The organism is Psychrosphaera saromensis (assembly GCF_002954545.1).
GTDB lineage: Bacteria > Pseudomonadota > Gammaproteobacteria > Enterobacterales > Alteromonadaceae > Psychrosphaera > Psychrosphaera saromensis.
In genome coordinates, this window is the sequence record NZ_MSCH01000003.1 from 537479 (window position 1) to 560183 (window position 22705).

Annotated in this window: 17 protein-coding genes; 4 read left to right on the forward strand and 13 right to left on the reverse strand. The window is 37.9% G+C overall.

Annotated elements, in window-relative coordinates; all coding sequences use genetic code 11:
* The first annotated feature begins 67 nt into the window (after positions 1-67).
* Entirely contained in the window at positions 68-952 is an 885-nt protein-coding gene (locus BTO11_RS02440) for an alpha/beta fold hydrolase (RefSeq protein WP_105053636.1), read from the forward strand.
* Here the strand turns inward: BTO11_RS02440 and BTO11_RS02445 are convergent, their stop codons facing one another.
* From BTO11_RS02445 to BTO11_RS02455, 3 genes are all read right to left on the reverse strand, one after another.
* Positions 953-1576: a LysE family translocator gene (locus BTO11_RS02445; RefSeq protein ID WP_105051091.1), complete on the reverse strand. Its 624-nt coding sequence runs from the start codon at positions 1574-1576 to the stop codon at positions 953-955.
* A gap of 90 nt (positions 1577-1666) precedes the next feature.
* Positions 1667-4804, reverse strand: a complete 3138-nt coding sequence (locus BTO11_RS02450) for an efflux RND transporter permease subunit (RefSeq protein WP_105051092.1) — start codon at positions 4802-4804, stop codon at positions 1667-1669.
* Between the two features lie 9 nt (positions 4805-4813).
* A complete protein-coding gene (locus BTO11_RS02455; protein WP_105051093.1) occupies positions 4814-6007 on the reverse strand; it encodes an efflux RND transporter periplasmic adaptor subunit in 1194 nt (397 codons plus the stop codon).
* A gap of 235 nt (positions 6008-6242) precedes the next feature.
* Between BTO11_RS02455 and BTO11_RS02460 the strand changes: the two genes are divergently transcribed.
* From BTO11_RS02460 to BTO11_RS02470, 3 genes are all read left to right on the forward strand, one after another.
* Entirely contained in the window at positions 6243-8093 is a 1851-nt protein-coding gene (locus tag BTO11_RS02460) for a DEAD/DEAH box helicase (RefSeq protein WP_105051094.1), read from the forward strand.
* Positions 8094-8523: 430 nt separating this feature from the next.
* On the forward strand, positions 8524-8760 hold the full coding sequence (locus BTO11_RS02465; RefSeq protein ID WP_105051095.1) for a hypothetical protein: 237 nt from the start codon (positions 8524-8526) through the stop codon (positions 8758-8760).
* Positions 8761-8880: 120 nt separating this feature from the next.
* A complete protein-coding gene (locus BTO11_RS02470) occupies positions 8881-9228 on the forward strand; it encodes an energy transducer TonB (RefSeq protein WP_105051096.1) in 348 nt (115 codons plus the stop codon).
* A gap of 446 nt (positions 9229-9674) precedes the next feature.
* Here BTO11_RS02470 and BTO11_RS02475 read toward each other — a convergent pair whose 3' ends face one another.
* The 10 genes from BTO11_RS02475 to BTO11_RS02520 all read right to left on the reverse strand — a co-directional run bounded on the left by BTO11_RS02475 (position 9675) and on the right by BTO11_RS02520 (position 22528).
* The gene (locus BTO11_RS02475) at positions 9675-11270 is read right to left on the reverse strand and encodes an ABC-F family ATPase (RefSeq protein ID WP_105053637.1); all 1596 of its coding nucleotides are present in this window, start codon (positions 11268-11270) and stop codon (positions 9675-9677) included.
* A 178-nt stretch (positions 11271-11448) separates the two neighbouring features.
* On the reverse strand, positions 11449-12639 hold the full coding sequence (locus tag BTO11_RS02480) for a threonine/serine exporter family protein (protein ID WP_268245082.1): 1191 nt from the start codon (positions 12637-12639) through the stop codon (positions 11449-11451).
* A gap of 138 nt (positions 12640-12777) precedes the next feature.
* Positions 12778-13356, reverse strand: a complete 579-nt coding sequence (locus tag BTO11_RS02485) for a hypothetical protein (protein ID WP_105053639.1) — start codon at positions 13354-13356, stop codon at positions 12778-12780.
* A 118-nt stretch (positions 13357-13474) separates the two neighbouring features.
* A complete protein-coding gene (locus BTO11_RS02490; RefSeq protein WP_105051097.1) occupies positions 13475-14584 on the reverse strand; it encodes a hypothetical protein in 1110 nt (369 codons plus the stop codon).
* The gene (locus tag BTO11_RS02495; protein ID WP_105051098.1) at positions 14584-16158 is read right to left on the reverse strand and encodes a DNA recombination protein RmuC; all 1575 of its coding nucleotides are present in this window, start codon (positions 16156-16158) and stop codon (positions 14584-14586) included. Before BTO11_RS02495 ends, BTO11_RS02490 begins: the two co-directional genes overlap by 1 nt.
* A 65-nt stretch (positions 16159-16223) precedes the next feature.
* Positions 16224-17594: an oxygen-independent coproporphyrinogen III oxidase gene (gene hemN, locus BTO11_RS02500; RefSeq protein WP_105051099.1), complete on the reverse strand. Its 1371-nt coding sequence runs from the start codon at positions 17592-17594 to the stop codon at positions 16224-16226.
* A 73-nt stretch (positions 17595-17667) separates the two neighbouring features.
* On the reverse strand, positions 17668-18861 hold the full coding sequence (gene chrA / locus BTO11_RS02505; protein ID WP_219846451.1) for a chromate efflux transporter: 1194 nt from the start codon (positions 18859-18861) through the stop codon (positions 17668-17670).
* A gap of 174 nt (positions 18862-19035) precedes the next feature.
* Entirely contained in the window at positions 19036-20460 is a 1425-nt protein-coding gene (locus BTO11_RS02510) for a sigma 54-interacting transcriptional regulator (protein ID WP_105051101.1), read from the reverse strand.
* Complete coding sequence (locus tag BTO11_RS02515) at positions 20457-21041, reverse strand: mediator of RNA polymerase II transcription subunit 4 (RefSeq protein WP_105051102.1); 585 nt, start codon at positions 21039-21041, stop codon at positions 20457-20459. The genes BTO11_RS02510 and BTO11_RS02515 overlap by 4 nt, the downstream gene beginning before the upstream one ends.
* A gap of 2 nt (positions 21042-21043) precedes the next feature.
* Entirely contained in the window at positions 21044-22528 is a 1485-nt protein-coding gene (locus tag BTO11_RS02520) for a HAMP domain-containing sensor histidine kinase (RefSeq protein WP_105051103.1), read from the reverse strand.
* Positions 22529-22705 lie beyond the last annotated feature (177 nt).

A 22705-nucleotide genomic window follows, 5' to 3' on the forward strand; every position in this document is an offset into this window, starting at 1 on the left:
ACACTTGTGTGTGTATTGTAAAATACTTACACTGAACTCAATTACAGATGTCAGACCAGATGGTGTTATGTTTCAACAATCTCTTTATTTAACTCAAGATAGTCACTCTTTGCATATCCGCAATATCCATAAAGCTGCAGGTGGTATTCCTGTACTCATGTTTCATGGCGCAATAGAAAACGGTAAAATTTTTTATACTGAATCAGGTAAAGGATTTGCCAGTTATCTTGCAGAGCAAGGTTATGATGTCTATGTTGCTGATTTTCGAGGTAGAGGATTGAGCACTCCAAAAATTGATGGTGGATCAAATTTTGGCCAACATGAAACTATCGTTCATGATATTCCAGCTCTTATTGAATACGTATACGATTTAACTAAACAACCTATGCATGTTGTTTGTCACTCTTGGGGCGGTGTTTTATTTGGCAGTGCATTAGCACGATTCCCTGATTTATTACCCCATGTTCGTTCTCAGTTGTGTTTTGGCACAAAACGTCGAGTGTCTGTATGGAATATCGAGAGAGTACTTAAAGTCAGCTTAGTTTGGAATTTTCTCAGTCCAATAATCACTAAGAGAACCGGTTTCCTTAACGCCGTTAAGTATGGGATTGGTTCGGATAATGAAACTCATCAATCTATTATTGAGGGTGTCAATTGGGTTAAGTCAAAAACCTGGATCGATCCAATTGATAATTTTGATTACAGCGCCGCTGCACAAAAAATAGAGTGGCCAGCCACTTGGCACATAACAGGAATTAAAGACTTTGCATTAGGTCATGCACAAGATGTGAAGTTGTTTATTAATGAAAGTAGTAAAAACGCAGCACGTTTTAGTAATTTATCTAAAAAAGGCGGCTATAAATTAGATTATGATCATATCAATATCTTAACCTCGCCTCATGCACCCTATGATCATTTCCCGGAAATTGTAGATTGGTTAAAACAGCATTAACTAGCTAAGGGCGAGCCAAACCGCAACGGCTATCATTAACGACCCAGATATCTTGTTTAGTTTTTTAACATTATCTTTCTGGGTTAATGCTTTTCCTATGGTTTTCCCACCAGTTGCATATAACGTCATGCAAATAAATTCTGAACAAGCAATAACCAATACTAATATCACCAACTGAGAGGCGACTGGCAACTCAGGATTAATAAACGGTGGCAATAGAGACACCATAAAAGCCCAGCCTTTAGGGTTAGCAATGGCGGTTATAAAACCTTGATTAAACAAAGCTCTTTTACTCACAAAAGCAGATTCCGAGCCTGTATCCGACAGCGCCAATTTACCTTTTGAACGCCACATATTAATACCAATCCACAGTAAATAAAGTGCACCTAATGCTTTTAGTACATTGAACAGTATTGGATATTGCAACATAACAGCAGAGACGCCAATTACCGCGGTAATAGCTACAGCTGCGACACCTAGTAATTCGCCCCACATCATCCACATGGTTTTTCTAACACCAATAGACATCCCCAAACTCATTGCTAATGTCATGCACATGCCTGGGGTGATACTGACCATGAAGAAGGTAGGTATAAATATCGCTAATAAAGTTAGGTCTATCAAAGAGTTGCTCCAAAAAAATCAGATAAAAAAGCCAGTTAAGTAACTGGCTTTTAAGTATCTTATTAATAACTCGATTTTAATCGATAGTCATTAACTTTCTTTTATTCTTGTTTGAACTGGTCTGTTTTTTCTGAATTTAGATTTAATATATGCTTTTGGTCCCGCCAAATCTTGTAAAATCAGATACAAACAAGGTACTAGTATTAAGGTTATAACGGTTGCATATAAAACTGCAAAGCCTAGTCCCGCCGCCATTGGCACAACAAAACGAGCTTGCAAACTAGTTTCAAACATAATTGGTAATACACCAACAAATGTTGTGATAGATGTTAATAATATCGCTCTAAAACGAGCGGTGCCAGCCTCTACTACTGAATCTTTAATACTGAAACCTTGTGTTCGTTTTTGGTTTACATAATCTGTCATTACCAAGCTATCGTTTATTACAACCCCAGCGGCTGCAATCAAGCCAAACAGAGACATCATGCTCATATCTAAACCTAAGAACCAATGCCCAGCTATAGCACCTGTTAAACTAAATGGGATAACCGACATAATGATCAATGGTTGTGAGTAACTCTTAAGTGGTATGGCTAATAAAATGTAAATCATCAACAAACCAGCGATCAAGAACATTGCAAATTCACTCTGTTGCGATTGGTCTTCTTCTATTTGACCACCCAACTCAGATTTAACACTTGGGTATAACTCTTTTAGTTTTGGCAATAAATTTTCTTGTATTGATTTAACCACTTCATTAGGTGCAATAACATCTTCATCTATGGAGCCGAAGATATAAACACTACGATAGCCACCTTCACGGCGAATGTAACTAATCCCCGGTTTTTCAGTCAATGTTACAACGTCACCTAACATTACTTCTTTACCCGTTGGCGTAGTGACTATTGCATATTTCAACTCAGAGAAACGTTCACGTGTCAGTTCAGGGTAACGAACCATTACTTTTATTTCTTGTCCTTCACGTAATACTCGTTGTGCCTCACCACCATAAAAACTCGCACCTATTTGACTCGCTATCGTTTGCAGATTAAGGCCAAGGTCATACGCAACAGGTTTTAGCTCTAGTTGTATTTCTTTACTTGCTGGATCTATTGTTGAGCTAACATCGTACAAGCCAGTTTCTTGCTGCAGCATTGAAATTAATTCTCTACCCGCTGCATTTAACGTTGGTATATCAGGTCCAAATAATAAGTAACCAAACTCACCTTGGCTACCGCCACCGTTAACATCATCTTGCACTGTAAATGACTTCATCCCTGGAATAACCGGCATGTTTTCACGCCAGCGACGGGCAAGTTCAAAGGTGTCAAATGGGCGTAACTCTTCATCAACCAAAGGCGCCATAATACGGCCATCAGTACGGCCATTATTATAAGCAAGGATATCTTTAACCATACTAGTACCGTATTCAGCAACTGTTTCTTTTTCAACGTTAATGATCACCTGTTCAATAGCTTTAATTGCATTGATGGTCATTTCATCAGAAACCGTTTCATTCATCTCAATTTCAATACTTGGAAAATCATGAGGTACTTTAGGTGTTGCAACCATGCGTACATGATTACCGTTTAAGAGTCCAATGCTTAACAAAAGTAAACCAATGAATACCATCAGTACTAGCCAGCGCCATTCGATACATTTATTCAAAAAGTTTTTATAGGGTCCATTTACAAAACCAAAGAACTTAGCATTGAATTTTTCTCGCCAGCTCCCCGCTTTTATTGGGGTTACTTTCATATGCGATAAATGAGCAGGCAGTATTAATTTTGATTCTATTAAGCTAAATACTAAACATAAAATAGCTACACCCGCTATGTTATAGAAAAAATCTCCTTGTGGGCCGCTTGCGAATAACACTGGAGCAAATACAGCGATAGTTGTTAACACTCCAAAAGTTGCAGGAGTGGCTACTTTTTTAGCACCTTTAACAACATTCTCTACACCACCACCATGCTTTTCAACTTCAGAATAAGCACTTTCTCCAATAACAATCGCGTCATCCACCACAATCCCTAGCACCATGATGAAAGCAAAAAGAGAAAGAATATTAATGCTAATACCTAAAACAGGCATCATCATTACAGCACCTAAGAAACAAACTGGTAACCCTAACATTACCCAAAATGCTAGCTTAACTCGCAAGAAAATACCTAACATCAAAGCAACCAATAACGAGCCGTAAAATAAGTTATCGATCATCATATCCAAACGCGCGTTTAAGTAATATGTCATATCAACGATTGGATCTAGCTTCATGCCTATCGGTAGTGTTTTATTTCTTAATTCAACATAATCTTTAACTGACTTGGCAACTGGAATTGTATTTTGATCTTTGGTGGCTTTTATCGACATATTGACAACATTTAAGCCAGACATCTTGGAGTAATTTTCACCTTCCACAAATCCGTCTTTTATTGTTGCTATATCTTCCAATAAAACCTTAGATCCATTCATGCCAATTTTGACAGGAATATCTCTAAACTCTTCACCATTGTAATATTGGTTCTCAATACGGACAGATATCACGCCAGAATTAGTGCGTAGTTGACCAGCTGAGTAATTAGCTGAATAACGTCTGATTGCTTGCGAAATATCACTTAATGTTAAATCGTATTTACGTAATACCTCAGGCTTTACTTCAATCGCAATTTCTTCACTAGGGGCATAAACATCAACAAGAGAAATATTGTTTAATTCAAGTAGCTCATGTTCAACTTGTTTGGCCACACGTTTAAGTTCAGGTACCGGAAAATCCCCAATTAACGATAATTCTATAACTGGTTGGTTAAACTCTAATTGTGAAACCGTAATTGGTTCCATAGCACCAGGGAATGTCGCAATACTATCGGTTTTAGATTTAACTTTATCTAATACATCCGACAAGTTTTTATCTGGATCGATTTCAAGCTCTATTTGACCAAAGTTTCTAAAGGCACGTCCTGTCTGCTTTGTTATTTCAGTCACGCTTTTAAGTGACTCTTCTATTTTGATTAGGATACTTTCTTCTATCTCTTGTGGTGATGCACCAGGATAAGTAGCCGTGATTTGTATATAGTTAAACTCTACATTAGGAAACATTTGGCGTTGCATAGTGAAATAGCTCACTAAACCCATGATAATAATGAAGAACATCATTAAGTTGGCAGCAACGCTATTATTTGCAAAAAAGGCAATTAACCCTGTTTGCTTTTTTTCATTTGTTGACATAACTAATCCCTATTCTTTTTCAGAGCTAGTTGGCTCAACAGATACGTCATCAGACTTGTCTTTTGCTTTGATGTCTTTTTGTCCGGCGATTAATACGTCCATATCTTTCTGCGGATATTCAGGCAATGTAAGGATTAAATTGTCACCATTTTTTAATCCGTTACCCACTATAAAATAATCAGCTTCTTCACGGATAACTTCAATACGTCTTATATCCAGTTTATTTTCATCTGTTGCGACCCACACTGAATTGTTAGTCACTAAATCTTGCGATAATTTAAATACGTTATTTAAGCTTTGACCATTAAATCTAACGGTTACGTAATTACCAAATTGCATTTTAGGTAATGAAGAATCTATGCTGTATGGATTTTCAACTTGCACAACGATATTAGTCATACGTGTGTCGCTATCAACCACACCCAAATCACGAACGATTTTACCCGGTCGGTTAAATGCATAACGGCCATCTTTTGATACGTCGGCTTCTAAGCCTAATAATTGGTTTGGTAAAAATGCGCTGTCAAAACCAGCAATTGGGAAAATAATTTCTGCAGTTTCGATATTATTAATTTCACCAACTCGGGCACCTTGGTTTACGTTTTGGCCTTTACCTATATCTCTTGCGATAACTAACGCATCATATGGCGCTCTTACTTCACAATAAGACAAATCTCTTTGCGCTAGCTTTAATCTTGCCTGAGCAGATTTAACAGCCGCTTGTGCACTTAATAATTGAGGCTTTCTTAAATATAAATCAGTGACTCTTGAATTAGGTAAGGTTTTAGCTTCACGTTCAGCAACATCGGCTAAACCGCGTTCTTGTATTAAGCTAGATTGAGCGCTCGTTAATGCCGCTTCCGCTTGCAATACTGCAGCTTGATAATTATCAGGGTTAACGTTAAATAATACATCGCCACGTTTTACTAAGCCGCCAGCAACAAAATTAGGATTCCAACTTACAACTTCACCTGATACTTGAGCAGATAAAATAGTACTTTCTAAAGGTCTTACTTCACCGTGGCCCGTAATAACAACCTGGTGAGTAAGCGAACTAACTTTTTCTACTTTTACCGTAGGACGAGTTTCGACTGGTTTTTTTTCTTCTTCTTCTGGGCCAGACGCCCCTATAACATTCATACCAACAATGCCAAATATAAAAGCTAATATTGGAGCTGCTATTTTTATCCATTTTTTATTCATAATAATTCTTACCCTGATTAAATTACACACATAATAACGTAACAAGTGACATTTGTCTGAGTATCTAATTGTAAATAAATGTTTTATTTAACACTCAAATGTAAAACTATGTTGCGCTTAGCTATGATTTATTAGTAAATCAAATCATATACATGTAAATATGCCCCTAAGAGAAAGCTTTATAACCTGTTAAACTACAGGCCAAACACGATTAATGATAAAACTTATATAAAGCATGTTTACACTTCGCCCCTATCAAACCGATGCGGTCACCGCCACTTTAGAGCACTTTCGTAAAACTAACGATCCTGCTGTTATCGTGTTACCCACAGGTGCCGGTAAAAGTTTAGTTATTGCTGAATTAGCCAAACTGGCAAAGCGCAAAATTCTAGTACTTACCCACGTAAAAGAATTAGTTGAGCAAAACCATAAGAAGTTTGTGCAATACAGTGATTATTCTGGAGTGAAGTCTGGCGTATATTCCGCAGGGTTAAAGTTAAAACAAACACAATTTCAAGTTACCTTTGCAAGCGTGCAGTCGGTTGTGCGTAATCTAAATGCGTTTGCCGCCGAATATTCTTTAGTTATTATTGATGAATGTCATCGTGTTAGTCAGCTACAAAAAACCAAAGCTGACGAAGATGTTGGTGCTAATGCGGCTTCTCCTGCTGTTGCTCCGGCTGCTCTAGCTAAAAACAGCCAATATGGACAAATAGTCCAACAACTCAAAACCATTAATCCAGAGTTAAAAATTCTAGGTTTAACGGCTACACCTTATCGAATGGGGATGGGCTGGATATATCAATACCATCATCATGGTATTAAGCGCAGTGATTCGGCAAAACCATTTGTCCGATGCATTTACGAATTACCTTTGTCTTATATGATCAAGCATGGCTTTCTTACGCCTCCCAATATGGTTGACGCTCCCATAGCGCAATATGACTTTTCAGCGTTAGATTCAAATAAAAACGGTGAGTACTCTGAAAAAGAAGTAAATGAATTATTAGTTAAATATCCAAGAGTTACCCAAGCTATTACTGAGCAAATAGAACAGTTAGCCACAACTCGCCAAGGCGTGATGATTTTTGCAGCCAGCATAAAACACGCAAAAGAGATCCAGGGGTATTTACCGACAAATCAAACTGCGTTAATTACAGGTAAAACTAAACTAATTGAACGCGAAAATCTTATTAATGACTTTAAAGCTAAAAAACTAAAATTTTTAGTGAACGTATCAGTATTAACCACGGGCTTTGATGCGCCTCATGTTGATTTTATTGCCATCTTACGACCGACAGAATCAGTCAGCTTATACCAGCAAATTGTTGGCAGGGGCTTGAGGCTAAACGACAACAAAAAAGATTGTTTAGTGGTTGATTACGCCGGTAACGGTATTAATATTTTTTACCCAGAAGTTGGTGAGAAAAAACCAAATAACAGAAGTGAGTTGGTTCAAGTGTTTTGCCCTAGTTGCGGATTCGCTAATTCGTTTTGGGGAATTAAAGATCAAGAAGGCAAAGTAACCGAACATTATGGACGAAAATGTCAGGGCTTCTTTGAGGCAATTGAAGACGACGTATTGGGCGATGAAACAGGCTCATTACAGACAGATTGTGACTATCGTTTTAGATTTAAAGAATGTGAACATTGTAATGCACAAAACGATATTGCAGCTCGGGTTTGCCATGCATGTAATGAAGATATTATTGATCCAGATGACAAGCTAAAAGCGGCATTAAAGCTCAAAAACTCTTTGGTAATACGCTGTGCGGGTATGACAATGAATGAACAAAACAACCTGATCAATATCATCTATTACGATGAAGACGGCACTGAATTAAAAGAAAATTTTGATATGAGCAATCATAAAGCTCGTTATCACTTTAATAAACAGTTTGGCCAAAGAATGGCAAATGGCGCACAGCCAACCAAGTTTGCAAGCGCAGAAGAAGTATTAGAAAAGCAGGCTTTGTTAACACCACCTGATTTTATCGTAGCGCGTAAACAAAAACACTTTTGGCAGATACAAGAAAAGATATTTGATTACCAAGGCAATTACCGTAAAGCTAACGAGCTTAGTTAAGATAGATCAGGCGCTAATAACCTTAGTTTTAAGTGAACAAGTGTTAGGTGAACAAGTCTTAACTTGAGCTGTCAGATTCGATTAACAAGAATCAATCAAACCTGACAGTCGCATATGTGCTATAAGCGGCGGTTACATGTAACTTGTTTATGCCCCAAAACGAGTTATGAGAAATAATATAAGAGCCAAATTAAGTGTACCTGCCCCCATTTATTATGTATTGCTGAATTTCCTACCAAGTCAAGAAAACAGGAACAATGCCCATCCTTGGGGGAACACAAAAAACCAAGTTGATACGTAACAAAGTGTGGTAAATGTTGTAGAGCTTTGGTATTAATAGTGAAAATAAATAAAAGGAACCGCGTTGTCAGAAACTTAGGCAGTCGTCCTCTGATTAAATTGTTAGGTGTTTCTCAGATTTGGAGTTCAAATGGGAATTAAGTTTTGGTTCGTTAGAGCGTTAAAAGTATTTCTTGGAGTAGCCGCCTTACTTTTTATAGTTGAGTTGCTTAAACAGCATTCAGTTCAAGAGGCATTAATTTTTGCTTGTACTTGGTCTTTGATTACAACAATAGTGTTTATATGTTCAAGATTATATCAGTCACGTAAAGGTGTAGAGTGTGCTTTGTGCAATGATATTCCAGACAAAAGTGATAAAAACACCTAACAAGAGAATGAATAGTGACTCACTTTAGTTTGTCATTTTTAGTTGCAAACGACGCAATAAAACTGCCAAACTAGTTCACACATTATTCAGGCGTTATATTTTTATGGAGTAATTCAGAATATGAGAAAATATTTAGCTATAGCTGTTCTTCTATTAGCCGGCTGTGCGTCAACAGATTCAAAAGTATATGATAATTCGTTAGTTACAAATCCTTCTGTTCCTATTATGAGAATAGAACCTCGATATCCAGAAGGCATTAAGGGAATTAATGGCTATGTTAAAGCTGAATGTACAATTAATGAATCGGGAAAAGTAGATAAAATAACGGTATTAGAGTCTGTTCCTAAAGGTGTTTTCGACAAGGAAGCGCTTCGTGCACTTAAACGTTGGATTTATAAACCTGCTGAATTGAATGGAAAAGCTGTAAAAACAAAACATGAAGTTCAATTGGATTGGAGTGCTGGTTAATAAAAAATATAACAAGTCGTTTAAAAGGACAAAAAACAGTTGGTTTTTGCTCGTACCTCGCTTATTTTAACCAACTATTTTTTGCCTCTTAATGAGGCGTTACTGAACGTCCCATTCCACAAGTTTTTACTATCAATTCTACCTTGTACGAACGACCGCAAATGGCGGCGTTCAACATCCCTAACTCGTTTCTGTCCAGAAATGAGTTTGACCGAGCGTCCGTTCCTCGCTCTTAGCTGCCTATTAGACGGAATCTAAACCTATTTATCGAAACTGTCAGACAGATATGAGCTACTAGATGTTCGTAATACCAACACCAGATACAAAAAATCTCGCGCTATGATCAATACATGATCAATACATGATCACAGCAACGAGATTTTTAAGTAGCTAACAGTTCCTAGCTAAAGGTACTTATTAACTAAAACTAATAATTAGCTAAAACCTTAAGCTTCTACACCTTGGCTTGCCAAGTACTCTTCATAAGTACCTTTGAAGTCGATGATTTTATCTTTTTTGATCTCTATAACACGAGTGGCCAATGAAGATACAAACTGACGGTCGTGACTGACAAACATCAAAGTACCGTCGTATTGTTCCAACGCCATGTTTAATGACTCGATAGATTCCATATCCATGTGGTTGGTTGGTTCATCCATCAATAAAATGTTTGGCAATGCCATCATCATTTTACCGAACAACATACGACCTTGTTCACCACCTGATAATACTTTAACTGACTTTTTAATATCGTCAGAAGAGAACAACATACGGCCTAAGAAACCACGGATTGATTGCTCATCATCAGTTTCACGGCGCCATTGGCTCATCCAGTCGAATAAGTTCATGTCAGTTTCAAAATCAGAAGCATGATCCTGTGCATAATAGGCAATTTTGCCACCTTCAGACCATTTAATATCGCCAGAATCTGGGGTTAAATCGCCTTGTAAACAACGTAAGAATGTCGTTTTACCTGCACCATTTTCACCAATAATCGCAATACGTTCACCAACTTCAACCATAAAATCGAAGTCTTTAAATAATGGACCTTCATCAAATCCTTTAGATAAACCTTCAACAATTAGTGACTGACGATATAATTTCTTTTCTTGTTCAAAACGAATAAATGGATTTACACGACTTGATGCTTTTACATCATCAAGTTTGATTTTTTCCATTTGTTTCTGACGAGACGTTGCTTGACGTGCTTTTGAAGCATTCGCAGAGAAACGAGCAACAAACTGTTTAAGTTCATCAATCTGGCCTTGTTTCTTAGCGTTGTCAGACAACATACGTGAACGTGCTTGTGTGGACGCCAACATATATTCGTCATAGTTACCTGGATAAACTCGAAGCTCACCATAATCCACGTCAGCCATGTGCGTACAAATACTGTTTAAGAAGTGACGGTCATGGGAAATAATGATCATGGTTGAGTTACGTTGGTTTAAAACATCTTCTAACCAGCGGATAGTGTCTATGTCCAAGTTATTGGTTGGTTCGTCCAACAACAAGTAATCAGGATCTGAAAACAGGGCTTGTGCTAACAAGACTCTTAATTTCCAACCGGGAGCGATTTCGCTCATTAAACCGTAATGCTGTTCGCTAGGAATACCTAAACCAAGTAATAATTCACCTGCATTTGAGTCGGCTTCATATCCGCCCATTTCAGCAAATTCAGTTTCTAAATCCGCTACTTTCATGCCGTCTTCTTCAGACATTTCAGCCATGCTGTAAATACGATCACGTTCTTCTTTAACGGCCCATAATTCAGCGTGTCCCATGATCACAGTATCAATAACCGAGAATTGCTCAAAACCAAATTGGTCCTGTTTTAGAATACCTAAACGCTCACCAGGTCCATAACTTACGTTACCAGCTGATGGTGTTAATTCACCGGTTAAAATTTTCATAAAAGTTGATTTACCGCAGCCATTGGCGCCGATAAGACCGTAACGATTTCCGTTACCAAATTTTACAGAAATGTTTTCAAATAATGGCTTAGCGCCAAATTGCATTGTGATATTAGCAGTTGTGATCACTGAAATTGGTATCCCATATTCTTCGTCAAGAAATGACAAAATTGGTGTAAAAAATTGGTCGGCATTTAACCAGAAAAACAACTATTTTACCAGTCAAATCTAGTAAAATAGCTTGTTCATCATTAATTGTGTTGCCTTAAAAGCATTTGCTTTTTTGAGCAGTTCGTAACGTTAAGTGTTATAAACTCTTTTTCGGAGGTAATGCTGAGTTCGCAAATATCAGTCCAGCCATAATAGACATGAATATAACCACCGCTTGTTGTCCTGCATGTTCTGCATAAGCAAAACCTTCGCCGGCAATATAAGTATTTAAACTAATAAATGTTTTACTACCTGGGACAAGTACAATCAATCCTTGCATCGTCACGATTGCCGCAGGCGCCTTAGCGAAACGAGTAAATAAATTACCGTAAACACCAACCACAAATGCACCAACAAATGCACCTAAGCCATAATCAAAATATGTTGAACCTAAACTACTTGTAGCATATGCAATAAAGGCAATTAACATAGACCAGAACATGTGTTTTCTTCTGGTTCTAAAAGCAATCATTAGTGATATTGATAAAGTTGCAACCGCCAGCCAAACTGTCCATTGAGGTAAAGGTGGTAAACCAATGTATTCTGAATGACCAAAGACAGCAAAACCAACTTCCATGCCCAGAAATGCACCAAAATACAATTTAAACAGCATCATGAATGCATCCATGATCTTCACTGTACCAGAAACTAAATGCCGCGCAGATAGTTCTGCTAGACCAATAACCAGTGCTAAACCAGGGATAAATACAATAATGGAAGATAGAATAACCAAACGAATACTGATGGATGCATCGAAATACACAGCAATGCCGCAAGCACAAAAAGCCGATACCATAGCAACCAGAGGCTCTAGCATATTGGTTACGCCCTTTGAGCGCTGCCCCCAAAGTACAAAGATGTAAACAACCAGTCCTAATAAACTTGCCCAAAGGACATCGTTTAAGCTACTTCTCATTAGCATGGCAAACGCACCACCAGCTAAAATATAAGAAACCCCAGTAGAAAAACGTCCGTAGCGGCTTGGCATATTTTCGATTTCGTCTAATCGGTCAAGCGCTTCATCTATGGTTAATACATTTGAAATAACATCACTAACAACTTCATCTGTGCGGGACAACGATCCCATATCCAAATCACCAGGCGTTACACGTGCAGCATGTGTATATTCATCTTCGTGGCCTTCAGTCCATAAAACAAATGTCATAGAAGTTGGAGAAATAATAAATGAAGAACGTAGCTCTATTGCATCCGCTAGTTCCATTAAATGGGTTTCCAAGCGATATGCTGGTGTGCCATATTTGTGCAACATTTTACCTAAACGAAGAATGAACTTTCGTTTTTGTTTAAATGTTTCATTATGCTCTGCCGCTATATTTTCCAAACTTAATTTTCTCTTGTTTTGTTAATCTGTTAATTGGCTAAAACCTACTTTATAGCAGGTTTAGATTAGACGACTTGTGTCGTACTAATCGAAATATCCCCAAGGTGCACTTGGTTGTGTGATTGCTTTGCTAAGGTCAAAATCCACTCTAAATTCACGTCCTTCACGGATTAGACGATAACTAAATTTTTCTGGGTAAATAAACATTTGCCAAGTATTAGTCACCGACTGAGGAATACCTGAACTGACAAATAATTCTTTAGAATATTGATCCGCAGGGAATGATTGAACCTGGTTATAACCTGCATCTACTGTGTGACCACCATACATGGTTGAGTCATCCATAGAACCATCTTTATGGCGGTGGTCGTGTTTTAATGACAAACCAGAACCGGTCTTTTTGATGATCCAAGTACGGGATGCATCATCACCTACATAAAATGGTATTTGTAACTCAGTGTCACTGCATTTACGTACAAACATAACTAAAGGCTTATTGGTAAAACTGTCACCTGGTGCATTATCTACAGTTACTTTACCTGAGTACGCTTTTCCACAATGTGCTTTAATAGCATCAAAAAATGCATCATGCGTTGGTATTGAAACCAAAGGCGCTGGCTGGAAATTACGTTTATCTGTCTGATTATTCGTATCAGCTGCCACGGCAACTTGAGTCAATAATATGAAACTACCAAGAACACATGAAAGTAACCCAAAAATGTTACGGTTAGTCTTATTTTTTTTATTTACTTTATATAACGTCACGTTCACTTCCCTTTATTTATTCACTTCTGATTTTATTAAATTCAAGGATAACTGGCTCAGGTGTATCAACAGCCAAATTAACAGACTCGACTTTATCGCAAGTCATTCCCATGCCAGTAAAAAACGATTGAGGCTCGGTAAATGTTAACCTTATGTTTGCATCTCCACGTCCAATCTTTAACTGGTCTTGATCCTTATCTAACTCTTTCGCCGATTCGCCTTGCTCGCTCTCGATTGTTTGTAACGAAGCTATCTTGTTTACATCTACAATCAATAGTCCCCATAACGAATCGTTAATCACTAAGTGATCGTCCATCAGGTACAAAGAATGGTGTCTGCTGGCTCTGTGGTTAGCCACCACCATAGTGATGGAGTAACTAACGAACGTTGCGATAACGATGGCTAAGGTTTGGCTAAAATCAAACAGCAGCCAATAACAAAGATACGCAACTCCTACTAACGCCAAAAGAGCGAAAACCAAATGCATTCTATACGCTGATAACAAGTTTATGTTGGCAATATTTTTTACATGATTACGACTAAAGTATTTAATAGCGTAATACCAACTTGTTGGTTCATAAGCAAAAGCCAACGCTAATGCGTTTTCTCTTTCTAATTTATCTTTCTCTTTATTTGATAAGCCCAAATTAGCTAATTTTTCCGCATATTTGATATTTGTATGAATACGAGGGTCGCCAGATAATTTGCGAGCGTTCCATAACGACTTAACAATTGTGTACATTAAGAACAATTCAAGAATAAGCAAGACTGCTATTATTGGGTACCTTAAATACATAATAAATTCAAAGTACTGGGCTATTTGCTCAGGATATTGATAACGCGCAATAAGAGAACTTAATGAGAAAATCATAATGATTTTCCACACAGGTTGCTCGCCCGCTTTGATCACAAAAAACCAATAACATGCAGGGATAACAATAAAGAATAAACTCGTTACAGCTAATAATTTAAGCCAAATAACATTGCCGAGTACAAACCAAGGACTCTGATAATCTAACCAAGAAATAGCACTTGGTACCGTATCTGGCATTACCTTACTGGTAACCCAATAAGATACGATGGCTACAATTAAAAAAAGTAACCTGAATTTAGCAGGGCGTCTCATTAATCTTCCTTGTTTGTATTTGTATCTGTTTTTGCTTTATTTTCTGGTTGCTCTACTCTTTCAGCCACCAGCTCTAGTCTGTCGTATTCAACATCGGCATGTGACGCTTCTAACTGCGGCATAGATTTAGTCACGCGATTAGACAAGTGCGAGAAACGCTCAACTTTACCAGCCAAACCTTGTTTACCGGCTAGGCCTTTTACTGTGTCATTGTATTGATTACTTACCGTCGCTAATGTTTTGCCTAGTTTTTGTAAACGCTCCGCCACAATGCAGACTTGGTTATAAATATCGCCTGCTTTTTCACTGATCTCTTTGGCTTCTGAATTACCTTGCTCAATGCGCCATAAGTTAGCTACGGTTTTTAAAATAGGCATTAAGGTTGTGTGCGACACCAAAATAACATTACGGTCGTAACCATAATTAAACAGATCTTTTTTGTGTTTTAACGCTTCGATATAAGCCGGTTCAATTGGCATAAACATCAACACAAAGCTTGGGCTCTTCATACCGACTAAGTTGCTGTAATCTTTTTTACTTAAGTCATCAATGTGATTTTTTACCGCAGTAACATGTTCATCTAGCGCTAACGCCACTTCTGTTTCAGTTTCTGCGCCTATGGCTTTGTCATACGCAACCAAAGAGACTTTACTGTCGATAATGATGTGTTTGTCATCTGGTAACTTGATGATGAAGTCAGGCAAACGTCGATTGCCTTCTGTGTCCATAAACTTTTCTTGTGCGTCGTAATGATCGCCTTTTACTAATCCCGCTAATTGTAAGGTTCTTTCCAATTGAACTTCGCCCCAATTACCTGCGGTTTTTTTGTCGCCTTTAAGTGCCGTTGCTAAGTTGTTAGCTTCACCACTCATTTGTACACCAACATCTAATACTTTTTTAAGTTCTGCCGCTAAACCCGCTTGGCCTTTTACTGACTCTGAATGCACTTCATTAACGCGTTTTTGGAAGCCTTCAACTTGTTCTTTAAACGGTCTTAAAATTGAATCCAATTCGCTTTTGTTAGACTGACTAAATGACTTACCTTTTTCTTCCAAAATAGTATTGGCTAAGTTAGAAAATTCAGTTTTCAATTGTTCTCTTTGCTGATCAACATCTAGTTTTTGTTGTTCAAAATGCAGTTGTTTTTCGGTTAACGAGGTTTTTAATTCGGTGAGCTCATTGCTAATGTCGTTATGCGCAGATTGTACTCTTTGTACATTGGCGGTTTGATTTTCTAATTGCTGTTTTAATTCTAGAATTTGACTATCACGCTCACTCAGTCGAGTTTCAATACCTTGAATATCAGCTTGATATCTAGCAATTTGTTGATTGGCAAGTTGAGCTTGGGTTTGAAAGTTAACCGCACTTTCTTTGGCTTCATGCAAAGCGCCTTGCAGCTCAGTAATTTGGTTTTGTGCATTGCTATTAACTAGCTCAGCTTGGTTGATGTTATTTTGAGCTTGGCTCAGCTGTGAGCGACTGTTAAACAGTAAAAAAACAAACAGGATCAATAATACAAAGACAACAATAAGACTTATTGCTAACACAGCTGGGGAGGTGATTAATTCATTCAAAACAAGCTTCACTTAATTCAATAACTTAGAATTAGTATTGTGCCTATTAGGTAACCAAAAGGGAATTAAATCACCCTAGAAAAACGCTGTTTATTTAATTGTTTTTGTAAATACACATCAAACGTCATACAAATATTGCGGATCAATAACTTAGCAACTGGTTTTACTCGTATTACATCATCAGTAATATCAATTAAATTGTCTTTAACAAAGATAGTTAAATTAGATATTTCATAAGCAAAGTATTCATCAAAGTCGATATTAAACTTATTATTAATACTGGCTTTGTTTAATTTAAAATTGCACATTAATTGCTTGATCACTTCAGCTCTTATCACGTCGTCCTGAGTCAGTTGCAGCCCTTTTTCTATTGCGTGAGAGTTGGCGTCGATGGCCTGATAATAATCATTTAGACTTTTAAAATTTTGACTAAACGAACGACCCACAGCGCTTATAGAAGAAACACCTAAGCCCAACAAGTCACAGTCACCTTGAGTGGTATAACCTTGGAAATTACGATGTAAGTGGCCTTGCTGTTGCGCCATGGCTAACTCGTCATTTGGCTTGGCAAAATGGTCCATACCAATGGCAATATAATCTTTAGCTCTTAATGTCTCTATGGCTCTTAACATTAACGCTAACTTGTCACTACCACTTGGCAGCCATTCGTCTTTTATTTTACGCTGTGCTGCAAAACGGCTCGGCATATGTGCATAACTAAACAAAGAAATTCTGTCTGGATTTAATTCAATAACGGTAGCCAAAGTATTATCAAAAAGCTCCGCACTTTGATGAGGCAAACCGTAAATAACATCTAGGTTAATCGAGTTGAAATCTAACTCTCTTGCTCTTTGCATTAGCTGAGCTAAAAAGTCAGTATCTTGTACTCGGTTTATCGCTTCTTGTACTTTTAAATTAGCATCTTGAAAACCAAAACTCAGTCGATTAAATCCTAACTGTTTTAAGTGATCCAACAGGTCTAATTCAATCTCTCTTGGATCAATTTCGATACTCATTTCAACATCTTGTTGAAACGTAAAATGTTGCTTAACCGCACCAATAATTCTGTCAAATTGCAGCTCAGACAAGAAGCTCGGCGTGCCACCACCAAAATGAATTTGTTGGATTTTATGGGTTTTGAACAAAGGCGCACGTGCAGCTATTTCTGTGATCAGATAATCAAGATACAAGTCCGCTTTGTGTTTATGGCGGGTCACAATTTTATTGCAACCACAGTAATAACAAAGACTATGACAAAATGGGATATGGATATACAAAGACAGGGAATTTGAGTCAGACTCGTTAACGGCTAGCTCAAACTCATCATTACCAAACTGCTCGGAAAATTCCAGTGCCGTTGGGTATGAAGTGTAACGAGGTCCGTTAATATTGTATTTGCTTAACAGCTCAGAAGTTAAATCCACTATCTCCGCCATGGCGGTATTCCCACTAATTGATTATCAATGGGCACCAGTATAAAGACTTATAAATTTAACAATTTGATCAAGCTCAATAAAAATACGAAGAAAGCATACTCATAGCGATACACCAAAATACAACCAACAAAGGTGAGCGCTTAAAGTACATCAGCATAATAAAACCAATGCCAGCTACCGCCACATCAAATAATGATGAAATAGCCGAGGTTAAAATAGGATCATAAAATACCGCAGCTAAGATACCAACCACCGCAGCATTAACACCGGCAATGGCGTTAGCGGCAGTTCGTCTATGTGAAACCGCCTGCCATAAAGGCAATGCAGCACCCACCAATAAAAAACCAGGTAAGAATATAAATATCAGTGCGACAAAAACCCCCAAGAAAGGGCCTTGTTCAACAGGAATTAATGCCCCTAAGTAAGCAGCAAAGGCAAACATAGGTCCAGGTATGGCTTGCGATGCACCGTAGCCAGCAATAAACTGTTCATTACCAACTAAGCCAGTTCCCACTACAGAGTCTTGTAATAAAGGTAACACCACATGACCACCGCCAAATACTAATGCTCCTGCATTATAAAATATTTGAGCAATAGTAAATAATCCATCATGACCGCCAACAAGCATAAACATCAGCAGTAATACGGTAAAAATAGTGAATAGCATTAAACCAAACTTTTTACTGTAATGAACATTAATGGTGTTTTCAGTTTCAACCTCAGGTTGTTTACATAACCAGATTCCCATTAACGCCCCGACGAACACAGCAAACATTTGTGACCAAGTCGAGTCCACGAATAACAACATGCACATCACAGCTAAGGTCAGTAGTCGCCTTGTGATGTCCGGGCATAATTTATTAAACATGCCCCACACTGCATCAGCAACCACAGCACAAGTGACTAATTTCAAACCATGAATGGCAGCAATACCCATCTCACCAGATAAATAAGGAAGAATAGACGCAAAGGCAATTAACAAAATAACCGAGGGCAGAGTGAAACCAATAAAAGCGCTAATTGCACCAAACCAACCAGCTCTTAATAGTCCAAGAGCAAAACCAACTTGACTACTTGCTGGTCCAGGTAAAAATTGGCAGATGGCCAATAACTGAGAATACTGATTTTCGTTGACCCATTTCTGACGTTCAACTAACTCTTTTCTGAAATAACTAAGATGAGCAACTGGGCCACCAAAAGAAGTCAGCCCAAGTTTTAGGAAGGTTTTAAATACACTAAACACGCTAGTTTTAGAGTTTGAATTCACACTTGTTTCCAACATTTAACAAGATGAGTTGTCGCTCTTAATGAAAATGGCGACCACTTGTCTTTAAAGATAGCCTCATACTATACGTGTCATTGAAACGGTAAAAAAGTGAAACAATTGTGAAATCCCCCAAACAGTACCTGACGCTTTATTAAAACGACAAAGCCGCTCTAATTAGACTTCACGAAACGCTTCTGGATTTAAATGGTGCTTGTTCAACAACTTATAAAACTCAGTTCGGTTTCGTTGCGCTATTTTTGCAGCTTGAGATACATTGCCAGCCGTTGCTTTTAATACGGTAGCTAAGTAGTCACGCTCAAATTGATCGCGCGCTTCTTGAAAAGACGGATGCTGATTTGGCGCTTCCCTAAGGGCACTTCTTACTAAAGATTCACTAATTAATGACTCGGTAGATAAAGCCACACTCTGCTCGACCACATTTTGTAATTGTCGAATATTACCCGGCCAAGGTGCACAAATGAGTAACTCCATTGCCGTTTGAGAAAAGCCGTTAACTTGCTTAGTGGTTTGCCCAGATGTTTGGCTTAAAAAATGTTGCGCTAATAACGGGATATCTTCTCGGCGTTCAGATAATGGTGGGAGAACAAGCTCAACTACGTTTAAGCGGTAATATAAATCTTCTCTGAAGGTTTGTTCTTTAATCGCCTTTTGCAGGTTTTTATGGGTAGCTGAAATGATACGAACATCCACTTTTACTGAGCTGGTGCTGCCAACCGGACGTATTTCTTTTTCTTGTAATGCACGTAATAGTTTTACCTGAAAACTCATTGGCATATCGCCAATTTCATCTAAGAATAAGGTGCCACCGTCACTTGCTTCAAATAAACCAATATGATGTTGGTCTGCTCCGGTGAAAGCGCCTTTTTTGTGGCCAAACAATTCAGACTCAAGTAACTGTTCTGGAATAGCTGCACAGTTAATGGCGGTAAAAGGTTTAGTACGCCTCTCACTTGCTTGATGAATTGCCTGAGCTAATAACTCTTTACCAGTACCACTTTGACTGTTTATTAATAGACTGAAATCACTTTTCGCTACCTGAAAGGTTTGTTGTAACAGCGTTTCCATTACCCCACTACGAGATATTATTTTGTCACGCCATAAGTGGCTTTCTTGATCAGCATTACCTTGACTTGAAAGTGGCTGTAAACGAATGGCTTGCTGGACTATGTCTAGCAGTTCTTGGCTTTCAAATGGCTTAGTTAAAAAACTGAACACACCTTGTTTGGTGGCATTAATCGCGTCTGGAATAGTACCGTGCGCTGTCATAATGATCACAGGTAGACTCGGATATTGTTGACGTATTTTTTCAAATAACGCCATGCCATCCATTCCTTCCATACGTAAGTCACTGATCACTAACTGCGGTTGAAAACTTTTTAAAATACCTAACGCTTCTTTAGCACTTTGCGCTGATTCAACATGATAGTTAGCCGCATTTAGACGTATGCCTAATAAACGCAATAAGCTTGGATCGTCATCAACAATAAGTATTTTTTCTTTGCTCTGGGCGACCGTGCTTTCAGTAATGTCATTTCCGTCAGCGGCGCCTTCTAGATTAACAATTTCATTCACATTCATAGCGGTGTTCCATGATCATTAATAGAGCGTTCAATATTCTTCAATTGAATAATCTGTTGCTGTAATTTTTTGGTGCGCTGCTCTAGCTGTTCAATAGATTGCTGCTGAACTTCTAACTGCTTTTGGCTTTCGGTGTTGGTTTTATCTTTATCTATTAGTCGGTTAAGGATTAATAACTGCTGATTAAGCTGATCTTTAAGCATCACAATAAAAGCAAGATCAGCCACATTAAAGTGTTGTGGGGATGTTTGTTTATTCAGCTTTTCCTTTGCAATATACGGATTATGTATTGGTGAGTTTGGCAAGCTATGCAGCAGTAATAAATTATATTCAGCGGCTTGATTACCGCTGGATTGTTTAAGCTGTTGTTTATCTATTTCGGCAATTAATTCATCATTATTTAAGCTTTTTATCCATAAATAATAGTTACCGTAAGAAGAGTGTTCCTTGTCGACAATTTTAATGCTATCGCTATCTTCGCTGGCTTTTTTCGCCATTAATTGGCAGCCGCCAAGTGAGACAGAAAACGCAATTAACAAAGTCACTCGCAGTAAAGATGGCTGAGTTGAGAAGGTGATCATAATTAAGATTTTTCCAGATGATGAATTTTTGTCGGTGTCATTAATTGTGTTTTAGGCAAGCTTATTTTGAATGTCGTGCTGGTTGACGCAATACTTTCAATCGTAATGGTGCCATTTAAGCGCATAAGCAATTCTTTCACTATGGTTAGCCCTAAGCCACTGCTTTTTATTTGGCTATTGTGTGCTGTCGGTCCTTGATAAAAAGCATCAAATATTTTGTTATAAAGTGATGGTTCAATACCAACACCTTGATCTGTGATGGTCAGTTGTAGTCTTTGCTGCTCTATCCAGGCTTTTATCGTAATTGAGCCTTTATTGGGAGAGAACTTAATCGCATTAGATAAGATGTTATCTAAGATGACGCTAAGCTGCTTACTGTTGCATTGCAACGAAATATCATCAACTTGCTTAATCACAGTTAACTGCTTTCTTTTTATGTCCAACGCCCACAAAGACAAAGCCTGCTCAATCTCTTGGTTTAGATTAATGACTTCGGCATCTTGCAAACTGGTTGAGTCCAATACGATATTAAAATCCAGCAAGTCTTCTATTAATCGTTGTAAACGAGTGACACTTGTACGAATAATATTAGTGACTTCTTGCTGATCGTTATTTAAGTCGCCCACACTGTTATCGTAAAGTAATTCAGTGCCTTCTCTAATCGCTGCTAGTGGGGTTTTTAACTCATGAGATATATGGCGAATAAAGCTAGATTTTTGCAATTCTAGTGCATGTAAGCGTCTGCGCATTAATTCTAACGCATCGGCAATTTCTTCTATCTCCGTTGACCCTTCAACCGTAATAGGTAATTGAAAGTTACCTTGCTCCAATAATTTTATTTTATTGATCAACTCTTTTAATGGCCGCGTAATCAATACTATAAACACGCCAGCGATGAGTAATGTCATTGGGATAACTAATAAGCTGAACATCATGGTCTTTTTAACTTGATCACCAGATGCCACCATATTGTTAGCTTGCTGATTGATGATCTGGTTTGAGTGCAAGGATAGTTTTTGATTCACCAGTGCAAGCTGCTTAAAACGACTTTGTAATAATTCTAAATTTACTGAGTTAGCCGAGGGCGTTTGAATTAATTGATCTATCTCTTTTACTTTACCGTCAAACTGCTGCACTAAAATAGAGAACTGTTCATCGTTATAAGATTTAAACTCGCGTGCCAAAACCGTTTTCAACTCATGCTTTTGTTCTGTGTATTGCTTAAGTAACTCTTGTTCTTTCAATACTAAATATTGGCTTGCGAACCTTTCAAGACGGATTAAGGTTTGGCTAATCTGGCGATTATTTTCAACCAACTCAGCTACATTGAAAATAGCTGACGTACCTTGTTGAGATAATTGATTAACCTGATTTGCACTATACAGAAACGCAAAAACCAAAGGTAAAGCAACTAAGCCAAAGCCCATCAATGTCAGTGTTTTAATCGACAGATGATAAATCGATAAGTTTTTAATCCATTGCTGCATTAATTAATGTACTTCTATATTGAAAATAAATAACCAAGACCTTGATTTAACCCTGTTTGAGCAGGATAAACAACATTGTCTTAAATTGACGACAGTCATTAAGCCTTACTGGAGAACAATGTTAGTTATTGTTTTTAAAGGATAAATTAAACTTCTTCCTTAATTTACTGCAAAGAT